This is a genomic window from Thalassospira sp. (assembly GCF_002709775.1).
Taxonomy (GTDB): Bacteria; Pseudomonadota; Alphaproteobacteria; order Rhodospirillales; family Thalassospiraceae; genus Thalassospira.
In genome coordinates, this window is sequence record NZ_PAQR01000003.1 from 76276 (window position 1) to 92602 (window position 16327).

Annotated in this window: 14 protein-coding genes and 2 tRNA genes; 4 read left to right on the forward strand and 12 right to left on the reverse strand. The window is 55.0% G+C overall.

Features of this window, described 5'->3' with window-relative positions:
• Positions 1–49: 49 nt before the first annotated feature.
• The 5 genes from CMO10_RS01450 to CMO10_RS01470 all read right to left on the reverse strand — a co-directional run bounded on the left by CMO10_RS01450 (position 50) and on the right by CMO10_RS01470 (position 6503).
• Complete coding sequence (locus tag CMO10_RS01450) at positions 50–295, reverse strand: hypothetical protein (RefSeq protein ID WP_297018557.1); 246 nt, start codon at positions 293–295, stop codon at positions 50–52.
• Between the two features lie 73 nt (positions 296–368).
• Positions 369–3596: an ABC transporter transmembrane domain-containing protein gene (locus CMO10_RS01455; RefSeq protein ID WP_297018558.1), complete on the reverse strand. Its 3228-nt coding sequence runs from the start codon at positions 3594–3596 to the stop codon at positions 369–371.
• Between the two features lie 93 nt (positions 3597–3689).
• Positions 3690–4469 (reverse strand): MBL fold metallo-hydrolase, encoded by a 780-nt coding sequence (locus tag CMO10_RS01460; RefSeq protein ID WP_044827040.1) that lies wholly within the window; start codon positions 4467–4469, stop codon positions 3690–3692.
• Positions 4470–4583: 114 nt separating this feature from the next.
• On the reverse strand, positions 4584–5420 hold the full coding sequence (locus tag CMO10_RS01465; RefSeq protein WP_297018559.1) for an ion transporter: 837 nt from the start codon (positions 5418–5420) through the stop codon (positions 4584–4586).
• 126 nt (positions 5421–5546) lie between these two features.
• Entirely contained in the window at positions 5547–6503 is a 957-nt protein-coding gene (locus CMO10_RS01470) for an acetyl-CoA carboxylase carboxyltransferase subunit alpha (RefSeq protein ID WP_297018560.1), read from the reverse strand.
• Positions 6504–6661: 158 nt separating this feature from the next.
• Between CMO10_RS01470 and CMO10_RS01475 the strand changes: the two genes are divergently transcribed.
• Positions 6662–7156 (forward strand): GNAT family N-acetyltransferase, encoded by a 495-nt coding sequence (locus CMO10_RS01475; protein WP_297018561.1) that lies wholly within the window; start codon positions 6662–6664, stop codon positions 7154–7156.
• Positions 7157–7219: 63 nt separating this feature from the next.
• Here CMO10_RS01475 and CMO10_RS01480 read toward each other — a convergent pair whose 3' ends face one another.
• Entirely contained in the window at positions 7220–8206 is a 987-nt protein-coding gene (locus CMO10_RS01480; RefSeq protein ID WP_297018562.1) for an HpcH/HpaI aldolase/citrate lyase family protein, read from the reverse strand.
• 401 nt (positions 8207–8607) lie between these two features.
• Here CMO10_RS01480 and CMO10_RS01485 point away from each other — a divergent pair, with 401 nt between their 5' ends.
• Positions 8608–9768: a GGDEF domain-containing protein gene (locus CMO10_RS01485; RefSeq protein ID WP_297018563.1), complete on the forward strand. Its 1161-nt coding sequence runs from the start codon at positions 8608–8610 to the stop codon at positions 9766–9768.
• A gap of 13 nt (positions 9769–9781) precedes the next feature.
• Here CMO10_RS01485 and CMO10_RS01490 read toward each other — a convergent pair whose 3' ends face one another.
• The 4 genes from CMO10_RS01490 to CMO10_RS01505 form a co-directional block, all read right to left on the reverse strand.
• On the reverse strand, positions 9782–10303 hold the full coding sequence (locus CMO10_RS01490) for a glycine cleavage system transcriptional repressor (protein WP_297018564.1): 522 nt from the start codon (positions 10301–10303) through the stop codon (positions 9782–9784).
• 203 nt (positions 10304–10506) lie between these two features.
• Positions 10507–11835, reverse strand: a complete 1329-nt coding sequence (locus CMO10_RS01495; RefSeq protein ID WP_297018565.1) for a hypothetical protein — start codon at positions 11833–11835, stop codon at positions 10507–10509.
• A 171-nt stretch (positions 11836–12006) separates the two neighbouring features.
• Positions 12007–12083: transfer RNA gene (locus CMO10_RS01500), tRNA-Arg, on the reverse strand.
• A gap of 54 nt (positions 12084–12137) precedes the next feature.
• Positions 12138–12214, reverse strand: a tRNA-Arg gene (locus CMO10_RS01505).
• Between the two features lie 337 nt (positions 12215–12551).
• Between CMO10_RS01505 and CMO10_RS01510 the strand changes: the two genes are divergently transcribed.
• Entirely contained in the window at positions 12552–13673 is a 1122-nt protein-coding gene (locus CMO10_RS01510) for an OmpA family protein (protein ID WP_044827033.1), read from the forward strand.
• 135 nt (positions 13674–13808) lie between these two features.
• On the forward strand, positions 13809–14117 hold the full coding sequence (locus tag CMO10_RS01515; RefSeq protein ID WP_297018566.1) for a DUF4169 family protein: 309 nt from the start codon (positions 13809–13811) through the stop codon (positions 14115–14117).
• A gap of 321 nt (positions 14118–14438) precedes the next feature.
• Here CMO10_RS01515 and CMO10_RS01520 read toward each other — a convergent pair whose 3' ends face one another.
• On the reverse strand, positions 14439–14978 hold the full coding sequence (locus CMO10_RS01520; RefSeq protein ID WP_297018567.1) for a ribosome modulation factor: 540 nt from the start codon (positions 14976–14978) through the stop codon (positions 14439–14441).
• 319 nt (positions 14979–15297) lie between these two features.
• Positions 15298–16326 (reverse strand): diguanylate cyclase, encoded by a 1029-nt coding sequence (locus CMO10_RS01525; RefSeq protein ID WP_297018568.1) that lies wholly within the window; start codon positions 16324–16326, stop codon positions 15298–15300.
• Position 16327: the final 1 nt, after the last annotated feature.

Genomic DNA, 16327 nt, shown 5'->3' on the forward strand with positions numbered 1-16327 from the left:
TGGCAAAAAACGAATGTTTTTTCTGCCAGAGGTCAAAACCCGCAGAAAATCAGTCTTCTGCGCGGTCGAGATATTTGCGCAGTTCGCGTTTCTGACGGCGTTTTTCGATGACGGTGCGGATGATGATGACTGTAAAGAACAGCACAACGACACTTGTCGACATCGGAAAGGCGACCGGGATGCCGATGACAAAGACAAGCGCACCAATGACACTGCCGCCGACAAGGGCGATAAAGCCGCCCAGCATGACAATGGCAAGAAGTCCGGCAAGCAGAATGGAGGCGATCTTGTTCATCAGGCGCAGTTCATAAGGTAAGGCAAGGGCGGAAGGACGGAGCAGCCATGATAATGGTGCCCCGTCCAGATCGTTATTTGTTGTCGTTATTGCGGTTGGTCAACTGCTTGGTGGTCTGATCAAGCCGTTCGGCAAGAACACGGATCAGCTGGTTTGAAACCGCCTGGTCCTGTCGGACAAGGCCAAGGAATTCGGCCTTGTCGAGTTTCAGGACCGTCATGTCCTCGACCGCACGGATCGTTGCCGAACGCGGTGCATCGACAAGAAGCGCAATCTCGCCAATGACTTCTTTGGCATGGACGTCACGCAGTTTGAGCGTCTGGTGTTCATCGGTGGTCAGCCAGATTTCACCGCGCCCGGAAATGACGATAAAGGCCGCATCGCCCGGATCCCCCTGTTTGACGAGAACCTCACCATGTTTGAAGGTCAGGCGCGGGCTGGTAAAGGCCAGCAGTTTGACGACACTGGGGTCGAGCCCGGCAAACAGCGGGATGGTGCGCAGCAACCGGACTTCCTGGTCGATGTCGCCACTTGCCAGTGCGGCTGCATCGTCTTCGCCTTCATCGGTGGTGGTTTCGCTGTCATCAGCCATGCTGCGGCGTTTGACCAGCTTGCCGTTCGACATATGCAATAGTGTGTCGAACTTTTCGCCGGCATGATCATCATCATCGACCCAGATCAGACTGGTATGGTCGCTTTCCCCGGTCAGATAATTGATGATGCTCTCGCGGGTTTCGCGATCAAGTGCCGACAGGCCTTCATCTACCACCAGAAGATCCGGGTTCTTTATCAGTGCGCGGACAAGGGCGATCTTTTGACGCAATGTCTGGGACATGCGACTGCCGCCGACACCGACCTGACTTTCAAGGCCAAGCGCCACAAGCCCCTCGTAAAGTCCGCCTTCATGGGCAATTTCAAACAGGACCTCGCCCACCCGTTCTTCCGAATTTGCACGGCCATAGGCAAAGCGACCAAACAGCAAGTTATCAAGGATCGGTGCGGCCGGGGCATAGCCATCGGCCTCGAAGAAGTCGATATAGCCTGCCAGTTCTTCGGGCAGGTTTGCGCGGACTTTTGGCCGGGCCTTCAGCACGAGTTCACGGAAATCATCATCAATCACGCGCAGACGATGTCGGGCCGGGGTCAGATGCATGGCAACGTCAAGAAGACGCAGCTGGTCTTCCTTGCGCATATCATCGACCGCGACACCTTCGGTACGGCGCAGGATGTTTTTGACTTCGGGCATTTCATCGGCCGAGACAAAGCTGTAACGGTCAAAGAATTCATGCCCCGGGGGAAGGCCGGTAAACAGTTCGATCATCAGATCAAGCGTTTCACGGCCCATCTTGACCATCTTGTCGTACAGGCCGCTGTCGCGCAGGCTTTTCTGGATATAGGGGTGCGACAGGAAATCGAACCGTTTGAATTCTGTGCGCGACGGTGTCCCGAACATGATGTTCACGCCGACCGGTGCGTTGTCATTGTACTTCTCGAAATCATAGGGTTCGACAAGGTCGGACAACTGCCGTTCTGCAAGGATTTCCTTCAGACGCGGGCGTACTGTCAGAACCGATTGGACCAGTTCCGGACGTTCTTCCGGGCTGATACGGCGCAAAAGACCGATACGGTAAATGTCACGATCAAGACCGACGACCTCAAGCAGGCGCATCAGTTCCTTTTGCAGGTCTTCACGCGATGCAAAGCCCGGTCCGACATAATCAATCCACTCGGCCGACGGATCATAGGGGATGTTCCCCGACATCTTGATCTCGTCATACATCTCGCGGGTCAGCTTCCATGGCAATTCGGCAGGATCTGCAAGTTCGATCACATCGACGAATTTCGGATCCGGAAAATGTTTTACCAGTTCGTGTTCCGCATTGGCGGGAACGACGTCCTTGCCGGTTTCGGTTTCAGACGGCGCCTCGTTATCGTTATCTTGTTCGAGCAGGACCGGACGGTGTTTCAAGCCGTAAAACAGGTTATCTGAAATGCTGCCGTTAAACAGATAGGCATCCGCCCCAACATAGGCCAAACGTTGCCCGACGACAGCAGCCGGCAGGGTTGATGCATCAATATCGGCGAACTGAATACGCCCGCCGGTCGGGTCGAGGATGCGTGCCAGAAGCCTTGCCAACTGCGACTTGCCGCTGTCGGATGATCCGATCAGAAGCGCCTTGCTGGGAAGGGGCATGTTAAAGGACACATTTTCAACCACGCGCGTCCCGTCATCATCGGTCCATGACAGGGCTGCAACATCAAGCGGGCCCGTAAGCGGCTTGGAGGGTTCGGCATCAAGTTGATGTTCGGGACCCAGATCGCTTAGTTCGAACTGTTCATGAAGCTGTTCGTACTTGATGCGCGCATCGGCAAGGCGCTGATAATAGGCAAGCAGTTCTTTCCAAGGTGCGGACATGTCCTTATAGGCGGCAAGGGCCGCGACAAGTGCACCGAAGCTGAGATCACCGGTGATCACCAGATAACCGCCAATGGAATAGAAGAAGAATGGCGTGATCTGGGCGATGAAGTTGTTCAGGAACTTGATGAAGAATTTCCGGTAATAGATTTCCTTGCGGATCTCGAAAATTCGTCCCAGACGCTGGGTGAAATGCGTCAGCTCAAAGCCCTGGGTTTCGTTTGCCCGTATATCGGTGGCACCGCCAACGGTTTCACCGATATGTTCGGACATGCGGCGCACGTTTTGTACGCGCTGCTTGCCCAGAAGATTGACGCGTTTTTGCAGTTTCGGGATCAGATAGCCCTGTAGCGGATAAAACGCGATGGCCGCCAGACCCATCAAAGGATCCTGGATAAAGATAAAGGCCGAAATCGTGATCAGGATGCCGCCTTGATAAAGCGGCAATGAGATTGCCTCGCCAAAGAAACCGCCAAGCGGTTCGGCCTCGGCGGTGATCATCGAAACAATTTCGCCCTGACTGGTCTTGCGGAAATGCGGAACCGGGAAGCGCAGGACACGGTCAAACAACAGATAGCGCAGGCGCCGCAACAGCCGTTCGGCCATCACCCCGCGATAGACGTTGATGAAATATTTGAACCCGCCATTGATGAAGACAAGGGCCAGAAAAATACCTGAAAGTGCGAACAGATACTCGATCTGGTTGAGGTCAATACCCATGATGTCATAGGGCGACCCAGCACCACCGATGGCTTCGTTGACGATCTGCTTGGGCAGATCGAGCGAGTAATACAGGAACGGGAAAGAGGCCAGCGTGATCAGTGTGAGAATGATCTGCTGGAGGCGGCTATGACGCCAGATATAGGCAAAAACCGATTTTGGCATTCGCACGTCCCGTTTTGTGGATCTGGAACATCTTTGTTCCGTTTGCTCGTTTTATTGTTTGGGTAGTGTGCAGATTATGCGCCGGATGTCTGATCAACCAAGATCAAAACTTTGTTCCGGCTCAATGAATCCACAAAATCCGTCTGCCACGGCGTCGGGCTTGTCATATGCCTGATAGTGATACAGCCACATCTTTGCCTTTACGTCGTCGGGCAGGGTCAAAAGTTCGTCGTAATGTGCATGCACCCCGGAATGGCGGGGGCCAAGTTCGCAATCCTGAAAGATGATATCCGCCTTTTTGTAGAACGGCATATGGTCTTGTGGATTGAAAATCGCATCCGTGCTGAGGAAGAAAGATTTGTTCTTGCCGTGCCCGAACAGGGCATAGGAAAACATTGTGCTTTCCGGGGTGACGACGTGGGGTACGGGGATGACATCGAAATGCATGCCGTTCCAGTCAAATCCGTCCTTGGTGGTCAGCGGCACCACATCGAAGTATGACGACAGCTTGCTGTTGCCATGGTCGCTGGTTTCAAGCCCGCCGCGAAGCGAATGTTCCCACAGCGGGTCGAGCAGTTCATTGACAGCAAACAGTTCGACGCGATGGCCTTCGAAGACAAAGTAGTTGGCCAGCGCCATCCATTCCAGACCACCGATATGGTCCGAATGCAGATGGCTGATATAAACGCCATGAAAGTCGTTTGGCATATAACCCAGATTGCGCAGCGAATGGCGCGCGTCCGAACCACAGTCAATCAGCAGGCGCTGTGGCTGGTCATTGCCCGACGGGGTCGTTTCCAGAACCATGTTGCTCTGAAAATTGTCGGCGGCCATACAAAAGGCCGAGCCTGTCCCCGCAAACGTTAGTCTCATTCCCCGATCTCCCGATATTTTGTCGAAAGATTAGACGAGGTTCGGGGCGTTTAACCACCCCCTTTTATAAGGAAAGTTCCAAATTTTGCAGGCAAGCCAATCCTGACCGGTCGATCAGGTGGTTTCTTTTGACCCGTTTTCGTCTGACGGTGTGGAGCCTGATTGCGGGTTCTGTGCGGCGGCCAGTTTGCTCATTTCTGCCCGAAGTGCGCGGAGTTCCGTCATGATTTCGCGGTGATCAAGTTCGATGACATCGCGTGTCTGGGTTTCTTCAACGTCAACATGGGTCGACATCGCATCCACCACGATCGCAATGAACAGGTTGAGCACCGCAAAGGTCGTAATCAGGATGAATGGCACGAAGAACATCCATGCCAACGGGTAAGACTCCATCACCGGACGGACGATCCCCATCGACCAGCTTTCCAGCGTCATGATCTGGAACAGGGAATAAAGTGACGCGCCAATATTGCCAAACCAGTCAGGGAAACCTTGCCCGAACAGCTTGGTCGCCATGACGGCCGAGACATAAAACACCAGCGACAGCAGGGTCAGAACCGAAATCATGCCGGGAATGGCGCGCATCAGCGCTTCGACAACCTTACGCATGGAAGGCACGGTCGAAATCAGACGGAAGGCACGCAGGATACGCAGCGCACGCAGGACCGAAACCCCCTGGCCTGCAGGCAGCAGGGTGATGGCAACTATCGTGAAATCAAAGATATTCCAGGCGCGCTTGAAGAAGGCCAACCGGTAGACAACCAGTTTCATCAGAAGTTCGACGACAAAGATCGCAACGGCGATCTGATCAAGCGCGTGCAGCAGTGTGCCCGCAGCATCCATCACGGTCGGGGATGTTTCAAGCCCGAGGATGACGGCGTTCAGCGCGATGACGGCGGTGATGAAATTCTGAAAACGGCTGGATTCAACAATCCGGCGAAGAAAGTTCATGATGCCTCCCGACCAGGTCGGAAAAGGGCGCTTCATTGTGCCGGATGTCACCGACGGACAGACTGCGCCGGAAAATAACAACAGGGCGCAGCATCGCTATCGATGGTCTGCGCCCTGAATGGAAAATCAGTTCAGGCCTTTGCGGCCCATTTCAAGGAACTTGTCACGACGGCGGGCCTTGAGAACGCCACCTTCGACATCGTCCATGCCTTCAAGGGCCTTGATGATCGCATTACCAACCCGTTTGCAGGCTTCCTTGGCATTGCGCTGTGCACCGCCAAGCGGCTCGGGCACGATTTCATCAATGACGCCAAGCTGCAACAGATCCTGTGCGGTCAGACGCAGCGCTTCTGCTGCGGTTTTGGCTTCTTCGCCAGAACGCCAAAGGATCGATGCGCACCCTTCCGGTGAAATCACCGAATAGATCGAGTTTTCAAGCATCAGCACCGAGTTTGCGACGGCCAAGGCAATCGCGCCACCCGATCCGCCTTCACCGATGATCACGGAAACCAGCGGCACCTTGATATCAAGGCAGGCTTCGATCGAACGCGCGATGGCTTCGGACTGGCCACGTGCTTCGGCATCGGCACCCGGGAATGCACCGGCGGTATCAACAAGGGTCACAACCGGAATGTTGAACCGTTCAGCCATACGCATCAGGCGGATCGCCTTGCGATAGCCTTCCGGGCGGGCAGAACCGAAATTGTGTTTCACGCGGGTTTCGGTGTCGCGGCCTTTTTCATGGCCAATCACCATCACCGTGCGGCCCTGCAAACGACCAAAGCCGCCGATGATTGCGGCGTCTTCGCCAAACTGGCGGTCACCGGACAGCGGGGTAAAATCGTCAAACAGGTTGGCGATATAGTCGGTGAAATGCGGACGATCCGGATGGCGCGCCACCTGGGTTTTCTGCCAGGGGGTCAGCTTGCCATAGGTGCCCTGCAAAAGCTTGGTCAGCTTTTCCTGCAGGCGCGACACCTCGTCTGCGATGTTGACTTCGTCATTGCCCGTCAGGTGACGGAGCTCTTCGATCTTGCCTTCAAGTTCGGCGATCGGCTTTTCAAAATCGAGGAAGTTATGCATCAGTGCATCATATCCGACTGGGAAACAATGGGGCGGAACATAGTATATCGGCCCGCTACGTCAAGGGCGGAGCTAAGAGCAGTCCATATTTTCCGTTTACGTAAGAATTATGGCGTAGTGTTCACACATCACACCCGACAGTTTGCACGTGGAACCCCATGACGTCCAGTATCGAGATCACACTCGTCGAAACCCCTGATGAAGTTTCGTTTGAAAGGCTTGTTGAAATCCTGCTTGGCGCTTTTGCCTTTCAGGACGGTATCGTTGATCCGCCAAGCTCCGCCAAAGCGGTTTCGGTTTCCGAACTGCAATGGCGTTTCGCCCGCGACACGCTGTTTGTCGCCCGCGATGGCATGAGCAATGTCATCGGCCAAATCTGGCTCGAGGATGTCGGCAAGGATGCCTACCTTTACAAACTGTCGGTTGACCCAGCGCTAAAGGGATCGGGTGCAGGCAAGGCATTGGTCGAAGCAGCCTGCGCCTTCGCGCGAGATCGCGGTAAACAGAATATGCGCCTTCATGTGCGGATCGAGCTTGAAGACAATATCGCGTTCTTTAAGTCGCGCGGTTTTGAGATCGCCGGCGAAGGTGTTCACGAGGGTTATGACAGAACCACGTTCTGGAAGATGGCGCGCAACCTTTTGCCTGCCTGAACAGAAAAGGGGCGCAGTTGTAATCTGCGCCCCCGCTAACCCGTCTTGGATCGGTTTGGAAAATTAACCCGCGTCGCGTGCGGCGATGGCTTCGGCCTGACGCACCATGACTTCGGCCTGTTTGATCGATGCGATATCAATCAGGCGACCATCAAGGGCGACGGCACCGGCCCCTTCGGCCTGGGCTTTTTCCATGGCTTCGAGGATGCGTTTGGCCTTGGTGACTTCTTCTTCCGACGGTGAATAGACCTCGTTCGAAAGGCCAATCTGGCTTGGGTGAATGGCCCATTTGCCCTCACAACCCAGCACCATGGCGCGGGCTGCCTGGGCGCGGTAGCCATCAGGATCAGAGAAATCGCCAAACGGACCGTCAATCGGGCGCAGGCCATTGGCGCGTGCGGCCACCACCATGCGGGCAATGGCGTAGTGCCACATATCGCCCCAGTGATAGTCGCGTGGATTGTCGCCATCCTTGTCGGTCAGAACGCCATAATGCGGGTTCGGTCCGCCGATGCCGGTCGTCATCGCCTTGGTCGAGGCGGCGTAATCGGCCACACCGAAATGCAGGCTTTCGTTGCGCGGGGAGGCCGCGGCAATTTCGTGGATGTTTTGCATGCCAAGGGCGGTTTCAATGATCAGCTCAAACCCGATGCGCTTTTTGCGGCCCTTTGCCGTTTCGATCTGGGTTGCCATCATATCAAGGGCGTAAACGTCGGCTGCAGTTCCGACCTTCGGGATCATGATCAGATCCAGTCGATCACCGGCCTGTTCGAGAACATCGACAACGTCCCGATACATATAGTGGGTATCAAGGCCGTTGATGCGGACTGAGAGAACCTTGTCGCCCCAGTCGATATCGTTGATGGCAGCGATGATGTTCTTGCGCGCCTGTTCCTTATCACTGGGCGCAACGGCGTCTTCCAGATCAAGGAAAATGGCATCGGCCTTGGATTTTGCGGCCTTTTCAAACAGTTCGATCCGGCTGCCGGGAACGGCAAGTTCGGACCGGTTCAGACGTGCCGGGGCCGGGGTCGGTGGGGTGAAGCTCATGGTAACGTTTCTCCAGAACCTGTCATTTCAATCAGTGCTTCGCAGGCGACGGATCATCAAGGGATCATCGCGCGAAGCATGTGGCGTATTATTGCGTCCCGTTTTCGGGATCGTACCGTGGCCGCCGTGACAGTTATGTGGTCTGCGAACATTGTGCGTCGCAGTAATCCTGTGACTAATTTATGGTGCGGATGCGAATGGTGGCAAGTCTTAAAACGGGTATTGTTCTAGTGCTTTCGACGCAGGCGCGTGGAACAGCATGGCTACTTAAGAAAAACTCGAGATAAGCCCGATAAAGCAATAGCCCCTTAACCGGACTGTCGTTAGATTACCGACGATATCGGGAGTGCCGCCAAACGTGCACCCGAAAGACCCCATCAGCAGGTAGTACCAAACGGCCCATGCGTCGCGCTTATTCCATCGTTGTTTCTGCCGGTCTGGCGCCTGCGCTCATCATGGGGGCGTGCCTTGTACTGGCCGTTTCACCGACGCTGGTGCCAGCAGAACTATCGGGGCTTGTGCGATATGGGCCGTTTTTGCTGGCGGTTCTGGGCGGGGCGATTGGCTGGTGGTTTAACCGCGGACGTGCGGTTTTCGTCATGCTTTTGTTGCTGATTTGCTATTGGCTTCTGGTTGGCAACGGGGCGGGGATTTCAGCGGAGGGACTGGCGTTCCTTCGGATTGCGACGCTTTATCTGATCCCGATCAACCTGCTTTTGCTGGGCTTCACCGCCGAGCGCGGTGTTTTAAACCCGCGCGGCATTGCCCGGATGCTGGTTCTGGGGTTGCAGATATTTGTCATGCTGATGCTGGCCGGTCAGCCGGATGTCGGATCAGCCCTGCATCGTGTGCTTGATACGCGGTTCTTTGTCAGTACCGGCATTCTTGGGGCTATGCCCCATCCGGCGATGATCATTTCGGTTATCGCGGTGGTGTTGCTTTTGATTCGGCACAAGCCGCTTGAGACCAGCTTTGCCGCCGCGATCATTGCGATTGATGTGGCAGCGGTGATGGGCACCGGGGTTATTCAATACGGATATCTGGCGGCAACCGGTGTGGTTCTGGCGGGGCTGGCGCAGGAAGCCTGGCGGATGGCGTTTGTTGATGATCTGACCGGGTTGCCCGGCAGGCGTGCGCTCGGGCATGCGATGGCCGAGCTTGGCAATCAATATGCGATTGCGATGCTGGACGTTGATCACTTCAAGAAGTTCAACGACACCTATGGCCATGATGTTGGCGATATCGTTTTGAAAAAGGTCGCACGTGAACTCGCTCGTGTTGGCGGCGGCGGCAAGGCATATCGCTATGGCGGCGAGGAATTCGCCGTGCTGTTTGCCGGGCGCACAGCAGAGCGCGCGCAAGAACCGCTTGATGCCCTGCGTCAGCGGATTGCGGATAACAAGATTACTCCGCCCGAAAAAAACAAATCCGTTTCAGTCACCATTTCGGTTGGTGTGTGCGAACGTGACGAAGACACCACCGACCCGTGGGCGGTGCTGAAAAGTGCCGACCAGAAGCTTTATCAGGCAAAGCAATCAGGCCGAAATCGGGTTGTGATTTAACGAGGCCTGGACCTCAGAGCTCATCAAACTTGAAGACGAGGCGCATGGATCCTGCAGTGTTGGCAAGGGTCGCAAGGCAGTTCGCAGCCCGTTCCGGCGGGATGGCGACGGCAAAGCGCAGGGTATAGATCCGGGCATCCTTTTCATCGGTTGCCGATGCCGCCAGACGCACGATATTGGCGTTATATTCGATGAAGATTTCCGACAGGCGCGCGATCAGGCCCGGCTGATCAATCCCCGAACATTCAATAAGATGGGTCGCACCCGGTGCGGTCTTCAGTTCCGGTGCCGCCGCGATGGCCTCGACCGTGATATCGGCATTTTCGAGCGATAGTTCCCTAAGGCCGGTTTTACACTCGCTGATCGGGCAGTCTTCGGGCAATTCGCAGCTTGTTTCAAATTGTGCCTTTGTCCCCGTCAACGCGAACGAGGTCGGGCCAAGATTGGCGCCGATATCGAACAGTCGTCCGGTGATGTCCGAGACCAAACCGACGCGGTCATCGCAGGAAATGGTGATCCGGGTATTGGCATTCATTTGGTACGCTCCGTCTTTGAAAGTCGGGCTTTGCCCTAGTAATCTATAGACCATAACACCGCGTGATCTGCCCTGCAGTGATTTTGTCGCCAGATAGATTTGCGCTAAAGAGTAGTTACATTGGTCCAATCGGGAGAGTTTGCCTAGCAGTCCTCGACTGCCACTGGGCTAGCCAAAATTGCTATTTTCCAAAACATCGACACCTAGTCGTTTTCTCTCCGTGGGCCAAAGATAAAGAAGCTTGTAACGCCAAAAAATGGCATTTCAGAAACTTCGTAGTTTGACCTGAACAGTTCATCAAGGTGGGCTGGATTTGCCGGCGTAATTGCCTGTTTGTTGAGGGCTATGATTTCAGTGTCGTGCTTTACGCGGCCCCCAGTTGCGTCAACAAACCGACGTCCAGCGACGACAGCGCTGATCTTGGGGGGAATCATGTCTTCAATTGCTTTGATTTCATTGAAAAATGTTTGCTCTAGTTGGGCATCTTCAGCGCCGACTTCCCGGAAAACCACGTAAAATACGATAGGGGTCTTTGGGTGTTTGGGTAACTTTCTACATTTTTCACTTAGTTCGGCCTTTAGCCGTTTTAGTGGTTTTTTGGATGTGAGCTCCTTGAGTTCGATTTGGTAGTGATGATTTCCACACATCGCGATCAGATCGCAACGCGCTGAACCTGAACCGCTCAAGGGCTCCAAGCTATGAAGCAGTCCCCGTTCATGTAATTCTGCTGCGAAGCACAGGTGATGCTGAACTCCAGATTGTTGAGTGGCTCCTCGCTTTAGAATTTCGATACCATCAACGTTTTTGAGGGTGATAAGCGCTCTGCCGATCTCAGCTAAATAAACCCAACCGGGGTCGCGACAGATTCCCCCGAGAGCCGTGCGAGCTAAGTGATAAGCAGGGAAGAAACCTTGGTCCTCACTTTCGAGCGGAGCCGAAAGGTTAGAGAAGCCAGCCTTTTTGTATTGGGCTCTTACCCACTCGTAATTAAACAAGGCTTTTAGTTCAGGGAGTAATGTTATGAGCTCGGCGCGCGAACAACCCAAAACCTCGAAATAAGGATCATGCTTTGCCCTTCGTTCAATTCGGTGCCACAAGCTTTCCCAAGAAGAAGTCGGAAGCGATAGGGTCTCGTGCCTTGAAGACACGCAGGTGTGGTAGGAATGCTCGTCTAGTATAGGGCCGATGTTTAGTGCGCTCTTCGCTCCTTGAGGTAGTTGCTCTGTCGGCCACATATTGGTCGGATCAAGAATTCTACTAGCACGGTTAAGAATGCTTTGAGCAAATTGTCGGCTGCGTAGCGGAGATGGTATCTCAAGCATAGGTGACCAATTAAGCGCTACTAATTGCCATTTTTGGTAGGGTGTAGAGGTAACCTTGAGCGTGAAATCGGCGAAAAAGCTGTTAAGACTTGCTATGCCGCGGAGCTCTGCAACCCATTGGTTGTCATTATTGTAAGGCGAGAAAGTGAGGCTCGAAAAATGATACTTCACCACCTCGACAGTTTTATTCGCTCGCCTATTGCGTGTCATGTAGACCTTCCTCACCGAACCCAGTTGGAAAGCAAGGGGTAATCAAACAACAACCGTCCGGGCTAGTCTAGTGGGGGAGGGAGAGTTTGAAGCGGTTATTCACAGGGATTTTGTGCGATGAGCTGGGCCGGAAACGAACAAAGGCCCGACGGATAACGTCGGGCCTTTGACTGGCGCGCCCGGAAGGATTCGAACCTCCGGCCTTCTGATTCGTAGTCAGATGCTCTATCCAGCTGAGCTACGGGCGCTTTTACGCTTGTATAAATGGTAAAGGCCCGACGCGGTGACGTCGAGCCTTTCACTGGCGCGCCCGGAAGGATTCGAACCTCCGGCCTTCTGATTCGTAGTCAGATGCTCTATCCAGCTGAGCTACGGGCGCTTTGCCTTATTTTCCGGCGGTTNGCNNAGNNCTGCTCCCCGTCGGCGGAGCGGAACTTATGCAAACGAGNNNNTCATTGCAAGNNGTAAATTTGAATTTTTGCCATTTTTTCGTAAGGCGCGGTTTNCCTGACTGCTACGGCCCTGTTTTGCCCGGCTTTGTCCAGTTTGCAGTGAATAAGGACAAGACTCGGCAAAAAAGGGGCAAATGCGTCTTGTTCCATAAGTGGTCGTAGACTAAGATGCTTTCAATCCCGGGGGAGCAGGGGCTTGTTTCACCTAGATAAAAAGGCAAGCCCAGGGAGATTCGCATATTTCTACTTAGGTAATAGATCGAAATGGCCGTTCGTAAAACCTACCTCGCCGTAATCGGCACCGCCCTGATGCTGGGGGGATGTTCTTTTTCTTCTGAGGCCCTTTGGCCGACACTTGCCGGAGAAGAGGAAACGACGCAGGAAAACGTCGTTGCTTCCCAACCGACCGGTGCGACTGCCACCACCAGCTATACCGCTGCTGCAAGCACGGAACCGCTGACCGGTGTGTCTCAGACCGGAACCTTTGTCGGTTCCAAAGTCGAGAACATGCAGCAGGAGCTTAACCGTCTTAAGGGCGCTCTGAACCAGCATAACAACGAATTGCAGCAGCTTCGTGCACAGACTGTCGCGCATTCGCAGGCCTATCATGGCACTGTGGCGGCGATCAGCGCACGTCTGCAGGTTGGCACGACCCCGGGCAACCCGGTTCTGGTGCAGCAGTGGAACACCGCACAGGGTGAACTCGATCGTGTGAACGACGATATCGCCGCGCTGAACTCGCTGGCCAACAAGGTTGCTGCCGACAGCACGCTGTCGACCTTCCTGCTTGAGTCGGTTCGTTCGGCCTATCAGGTTTCCGGTGCTGTTGACGAAGACCATCGTCAGCTGGCCCTTCTCGAAGACGAAACCAACCGCACCACGGTGCTGATTGACCGTCTTCTGAACGAAATCAGTGAAAGCCTTGCCCGTCAGACGTCTTATGTCAGCACCGAGCGCGCAAACCTTAATGCGCTGGCTCTGGCTGTCAAAAACGGCGAAATCTTCGGCGATTCCCTTTCCAAACGTGTTTTCCAGTCACAGGCTGCACCGGCATCGTCCGGCCAGCGTATGGCTGCCGCACCGAGTGAGCGTCCGCTTGTCGTGATCCGTTTCGATACGGCCAGCGTCAAGTACGAGCAGGCGCTTTACAATGCGGTCAACCGTGTTCTGGAACGTCGCCCGCAGGCAAGCTTTGATGTGGTTGCGGTGACGCCGAATCGTGGTACCCCGGCGCAGGTTGCGCTGAACGCCAACAAATCCAAGCGTAACGCGCAGGCAGTTCTTCGGTCCCTGACCGATATGGGCATGCCGAGCTCGCGCGTGCGTGCTTCCGATGCCACCAGCGCATCTGTTTCGGCCAACGAGGTGCACGTCTTCGTGCGCTAAGTCCTGCCGGACACCAACGGATTTTAAGAACGGCTAACGGGTGCTTCGGATTTCGAAGCGCCCGTTTTTTATTTCGGGCTTTGGTTCCCTCAGACTGACCGGTCAATACGGCCAGCCTGGCAACAGAAGTGTGACATGGGCGATCTCGTCAATCTGCGTCAGGCACGCAAACGAAAACAGCGCGATGAAAAGTCCCGCAAGGCCGACCAGAACCGGGCCTTGCACGGTCGCACGCGCGGTGAACGCCAGCTTTCCGATCACGAACGCAAGAATGCCGGCAAGCAGCTTGATGGCCACAAGCGTGTTGATGCAGCGGCGCCAAGCGCGGATGAAGCTGACGACGAAGTCGTATCAGTGGCGGGGAGCGATGACGCCAAGTCGCCCGACAATGCCAAAAACAACGTGATTTCGATTTTTGCGCCGGACCGTCCGTCCGAGACCTGAGTTCCCAAATTATGTTGATTATGCTCCTGCTTTGCGGGGGCGCGCTTCCGTCGTGACGCGCTTTTGGAGCCCTTGCGTTCGCATCAGGGGTAGGCTTGGTTCTATGTGTTGGGATCAGGGGGTAAGGGTTCGCTGCCCATGTTTGCGGTCCAGTGACAATGGCTTGATGCCATCGTTGCGGGTCAAACGGGCAGGCTTTGGCCGTTGCACAAGCAGGCACGGCAACACCGGAAAGGCCGGGTCTTCAAATCACAGCACCAAAACTCATCTTACGGTGCCGGTCGCATATCTTCTGCGTAAGGCCATTTGGCCGTGCGCGGATCAGTTCAGAAGCGTTTCGGCTTCGCGTTTGGACTGATCAAGGGCCTCGTCCCAACCCATCAACCAGTCTTCATGGTCACGCGAGTCAGAGGGATAGGGGTTTTCCGTTAGGCGGTGGGCTTCGATACCGGCCGAGAAACCGGAACCATAGGCCGAGTTCGGCAGGTGGCGTTCCTGAACCACCGGGGCATGGGTTTCATAGATGCTGTTGCGGAAAGCAGGCAGGGAGCACAGCACACCATCATCAATGCCAAGCGGGTAAGCAAGCATCATGGCGGTGCCAAGCGAGGTGATCGAAAGTTCGTCCCCGGCTGTCATGCGGATCAGGCCAGCCAACTCAAGATGGGCGATGGCGTTATCAATCCGGCGCTGCAGGTCAGGGCCATCTTCAACGGCAATCTGGTTGCCATAGTCATCAGTACAGAAAAGAGACAGGACACGGCGCAGCAACATGCTGCGATCAAGATTTGCTTCCGCACTGCGAAGCACGGTGAGCATCAAGGCGGGATCGCCAGGCGCGAAATCCATAGAACTGGACATTCATGGGCCTCCGTTCGGGTCTAAACGAATTCCCTCCCAAGTCGGCAGCGGTTTGATCTCTCTCGGCCTTGCACGAGGGGCAAAGCCCTGCTGCCTTTTTCTTATTATAGTTTGCAGATATGTTGCCAACTTGTGAAGACAAGATTTCGCTTATGCGGAATTTTTTGTTCTTCGCAGTGAACAAAAACACTTTTTTCGGCTAATAAACTGAAATCCCCCACAGATTGAGGGTGTTGCGTCGCAACAAAACTCAGCGAAAATTTTTCGTGATCGGGGGCGATTTCCGGTGGTGTGGGAAATTTGGACGGTTGTGCGACGTTCAGGTCGCATCCTTGCCGGTTTTTGCCGCCGTGGCAGCTGCCTTGCCATCCGGATTGCGCCAGACGCGCACGCGGTTGCGCCCGCCTTCCTTGGCTGCATAAAGGGCCTTGTCGGCTTTTTCGATGATTTGCTCTGTCGTGCGGCTTTTGGTCATCGGAGCCGCCCCGATCGACGCCGTGACCGGCAGGATGGGGTCGTCGCTGACGGTCACCGGGGATGCCTCGATCACGCGGCGCAGGCGTTCAAGCACGCGCGCGCATTGTTTCATATCTGCATTGGGCAGGCAGATCAGGAATTCTTCGCCGCCATAACGATAGACTTTGTCAAAGGGGCGTACGTGCGACTGCAGGATGCCTGCGACCGATTGCAGGACCATGTCGCCAGCCTGATGGCCGTAGGTGTCGTTAACCGACTTGAAGTGATCAAGATCGACCAGCGCGATGGCGGTGGGCACTTCGGTACGGATCGCGCGTTCGCGTTCGGCATTGAGATCGCCCATCATGGTTTGCCGGTTATAGGTGCCGGTGAGCGGATCGACATCGGATCGCGCCGTGCGGAAGGCGCGTTCAAGACGCCGCAACTGGGCAAAGAACGATTCAGCGCGCAGCGCCATCATGTCAAATTCGGCCGAATCGACTTCGCCATCGACTTCACGTGCGGATAAAAGCCGCTTTGCCGAATCGTGAAGTTGCTGATGGGTTGTCGCCAGCGCATGCATGGCCGGCTGATCAATCAGCCGGTTATGGCGATTAAGCGCGTACCAGGCCCCGAAATCGCAATCATGATCATCATCGTCCGCATCCGTATCGACTGGCGAATCCGGCAGGGCCAGTTTGCGATTCCAGCGCAGTAACAGGGCGATATGTTCGCCAAGTGCCTTTTCCAGTTCGGCAAGAATATCGCGTTCGGCATCGGCCATCCCGCCATCAGCCACGCTTTCGGGCATCTTGTGGCTTTTGGAGTTGCCTTTGGCAGAACCCGCTATGGGCGCTTGTTCTGCCTTGGCTGGCTGTGACTTGTCACTCATG

What these genes read in the sequence shown, in the direction of transcription:
- CMO10_RS01475 (WP_297018561.1), top strand. Translation starts at nt 6,662, where the DNA reads ATGACGTCCAGTATCGAGATCACACTCGTCGAAACCCCTGATGAAGTT.
- CMO10_RS01465 (WP_297018559.1), bottom strand. Translation starts at nt 5,420, where the DNA reads ATGAACTTTCTTCGCCGGATTGTTGAATCCAGCCGTTTTCAGAATTTC.
- CMO10_RS01495 (WP_297018565.1), bottom strand. Translation starts at nt 11,835, where the DNA reads ATGACACGCAATAGGCGAGCGAATAAAACTGTCGAGGTGGTGAAGTAT.
- CMO10_RS01455 (WP_297018558.1), bottom strand. Translation starts at nt 3,596, where the DNA reads ATGCCAAAATCGGTTTTTGCCTATATCTGGCGTCATAGCCGCCTCCAG.
- CMO10_RS01490 (WP_297018564.1), bottom strand. Translation starts at nt 10,303, where the DNA reads ATGAATGCCAATACCCGGATCACCATTTCCTGCGATGACCGCGTCGGT.
- CMO10_RS01510 (WP_044827033.1), top strand. Translation starts at nt 12,552, where the DNA reads ATGGCCGTTCGTAAAACCTACCTCGCCGTAATCGGCACCGCCCTGATG.
- CMO10_RS01450 (WP_297018557.1), bottom strand. Translation starts at nt 295, where the DNA reads ATGAACAAGATCGCCTCCATTCTGCTTGCCGGACTTCTTGCCATTGTC.
- CMO10_RS01485 (WP_297018563.1), top strand. Translation starts at nt 8,608, where the DNA reads ATGCGTCGCGCTTATTCCATCGTTGTTTCTGCCGGTCTGGCGCCTGCG.
- CMO10_RS01470 (WP_297018560.1), bottom strand. Translation starts at nt 6,503, where the DNA reads ATGCATAACTTCCTCGATTTTGAAAAGCCGATCGCCGAACTTGAAGGC.
- CMO10_RS01525 (WP_297018568.1), bottom strand. Translation starts at nt 16,326, where the DNA reads ATGAGTGACAAGTCACAGCCAGCCAAGGCAGAACAAGCGCCCATAGCG.
- CMO10_RS01520 (WP_297018567.1), bottom strand. Translation starts at nt 14,978, where the DNA reads ATGTCCAGTTCTATGGATTTCGCGCCTGGCGATCCCGCCTTGATGCTC.
- CMO10_RS01480 (WP_297018562.1), bottom strand. Translation starts at nt 8,206, where the DNA reads ATGAGCTTCACCCCACCGACCCCGGCCCCGGCACGTCTGAACCGGTCC.
- CMO10_RS01460 (WP_044827040.1), bottom strand. Translation starts at nt 4,469, where the DNA reads ATGAGACTAACGTTTGCGGGGACAGGCTCGGCCTTTTGTATGGCCGCC.
- CMO10_RS01515 (WP_297018566.1), top strand. Translation starts at nt 13,809, where the DNA reads ATGGGCGATCTCGTCAATCTGCGTCAGGCACGCAAACGAAAACAGCGC.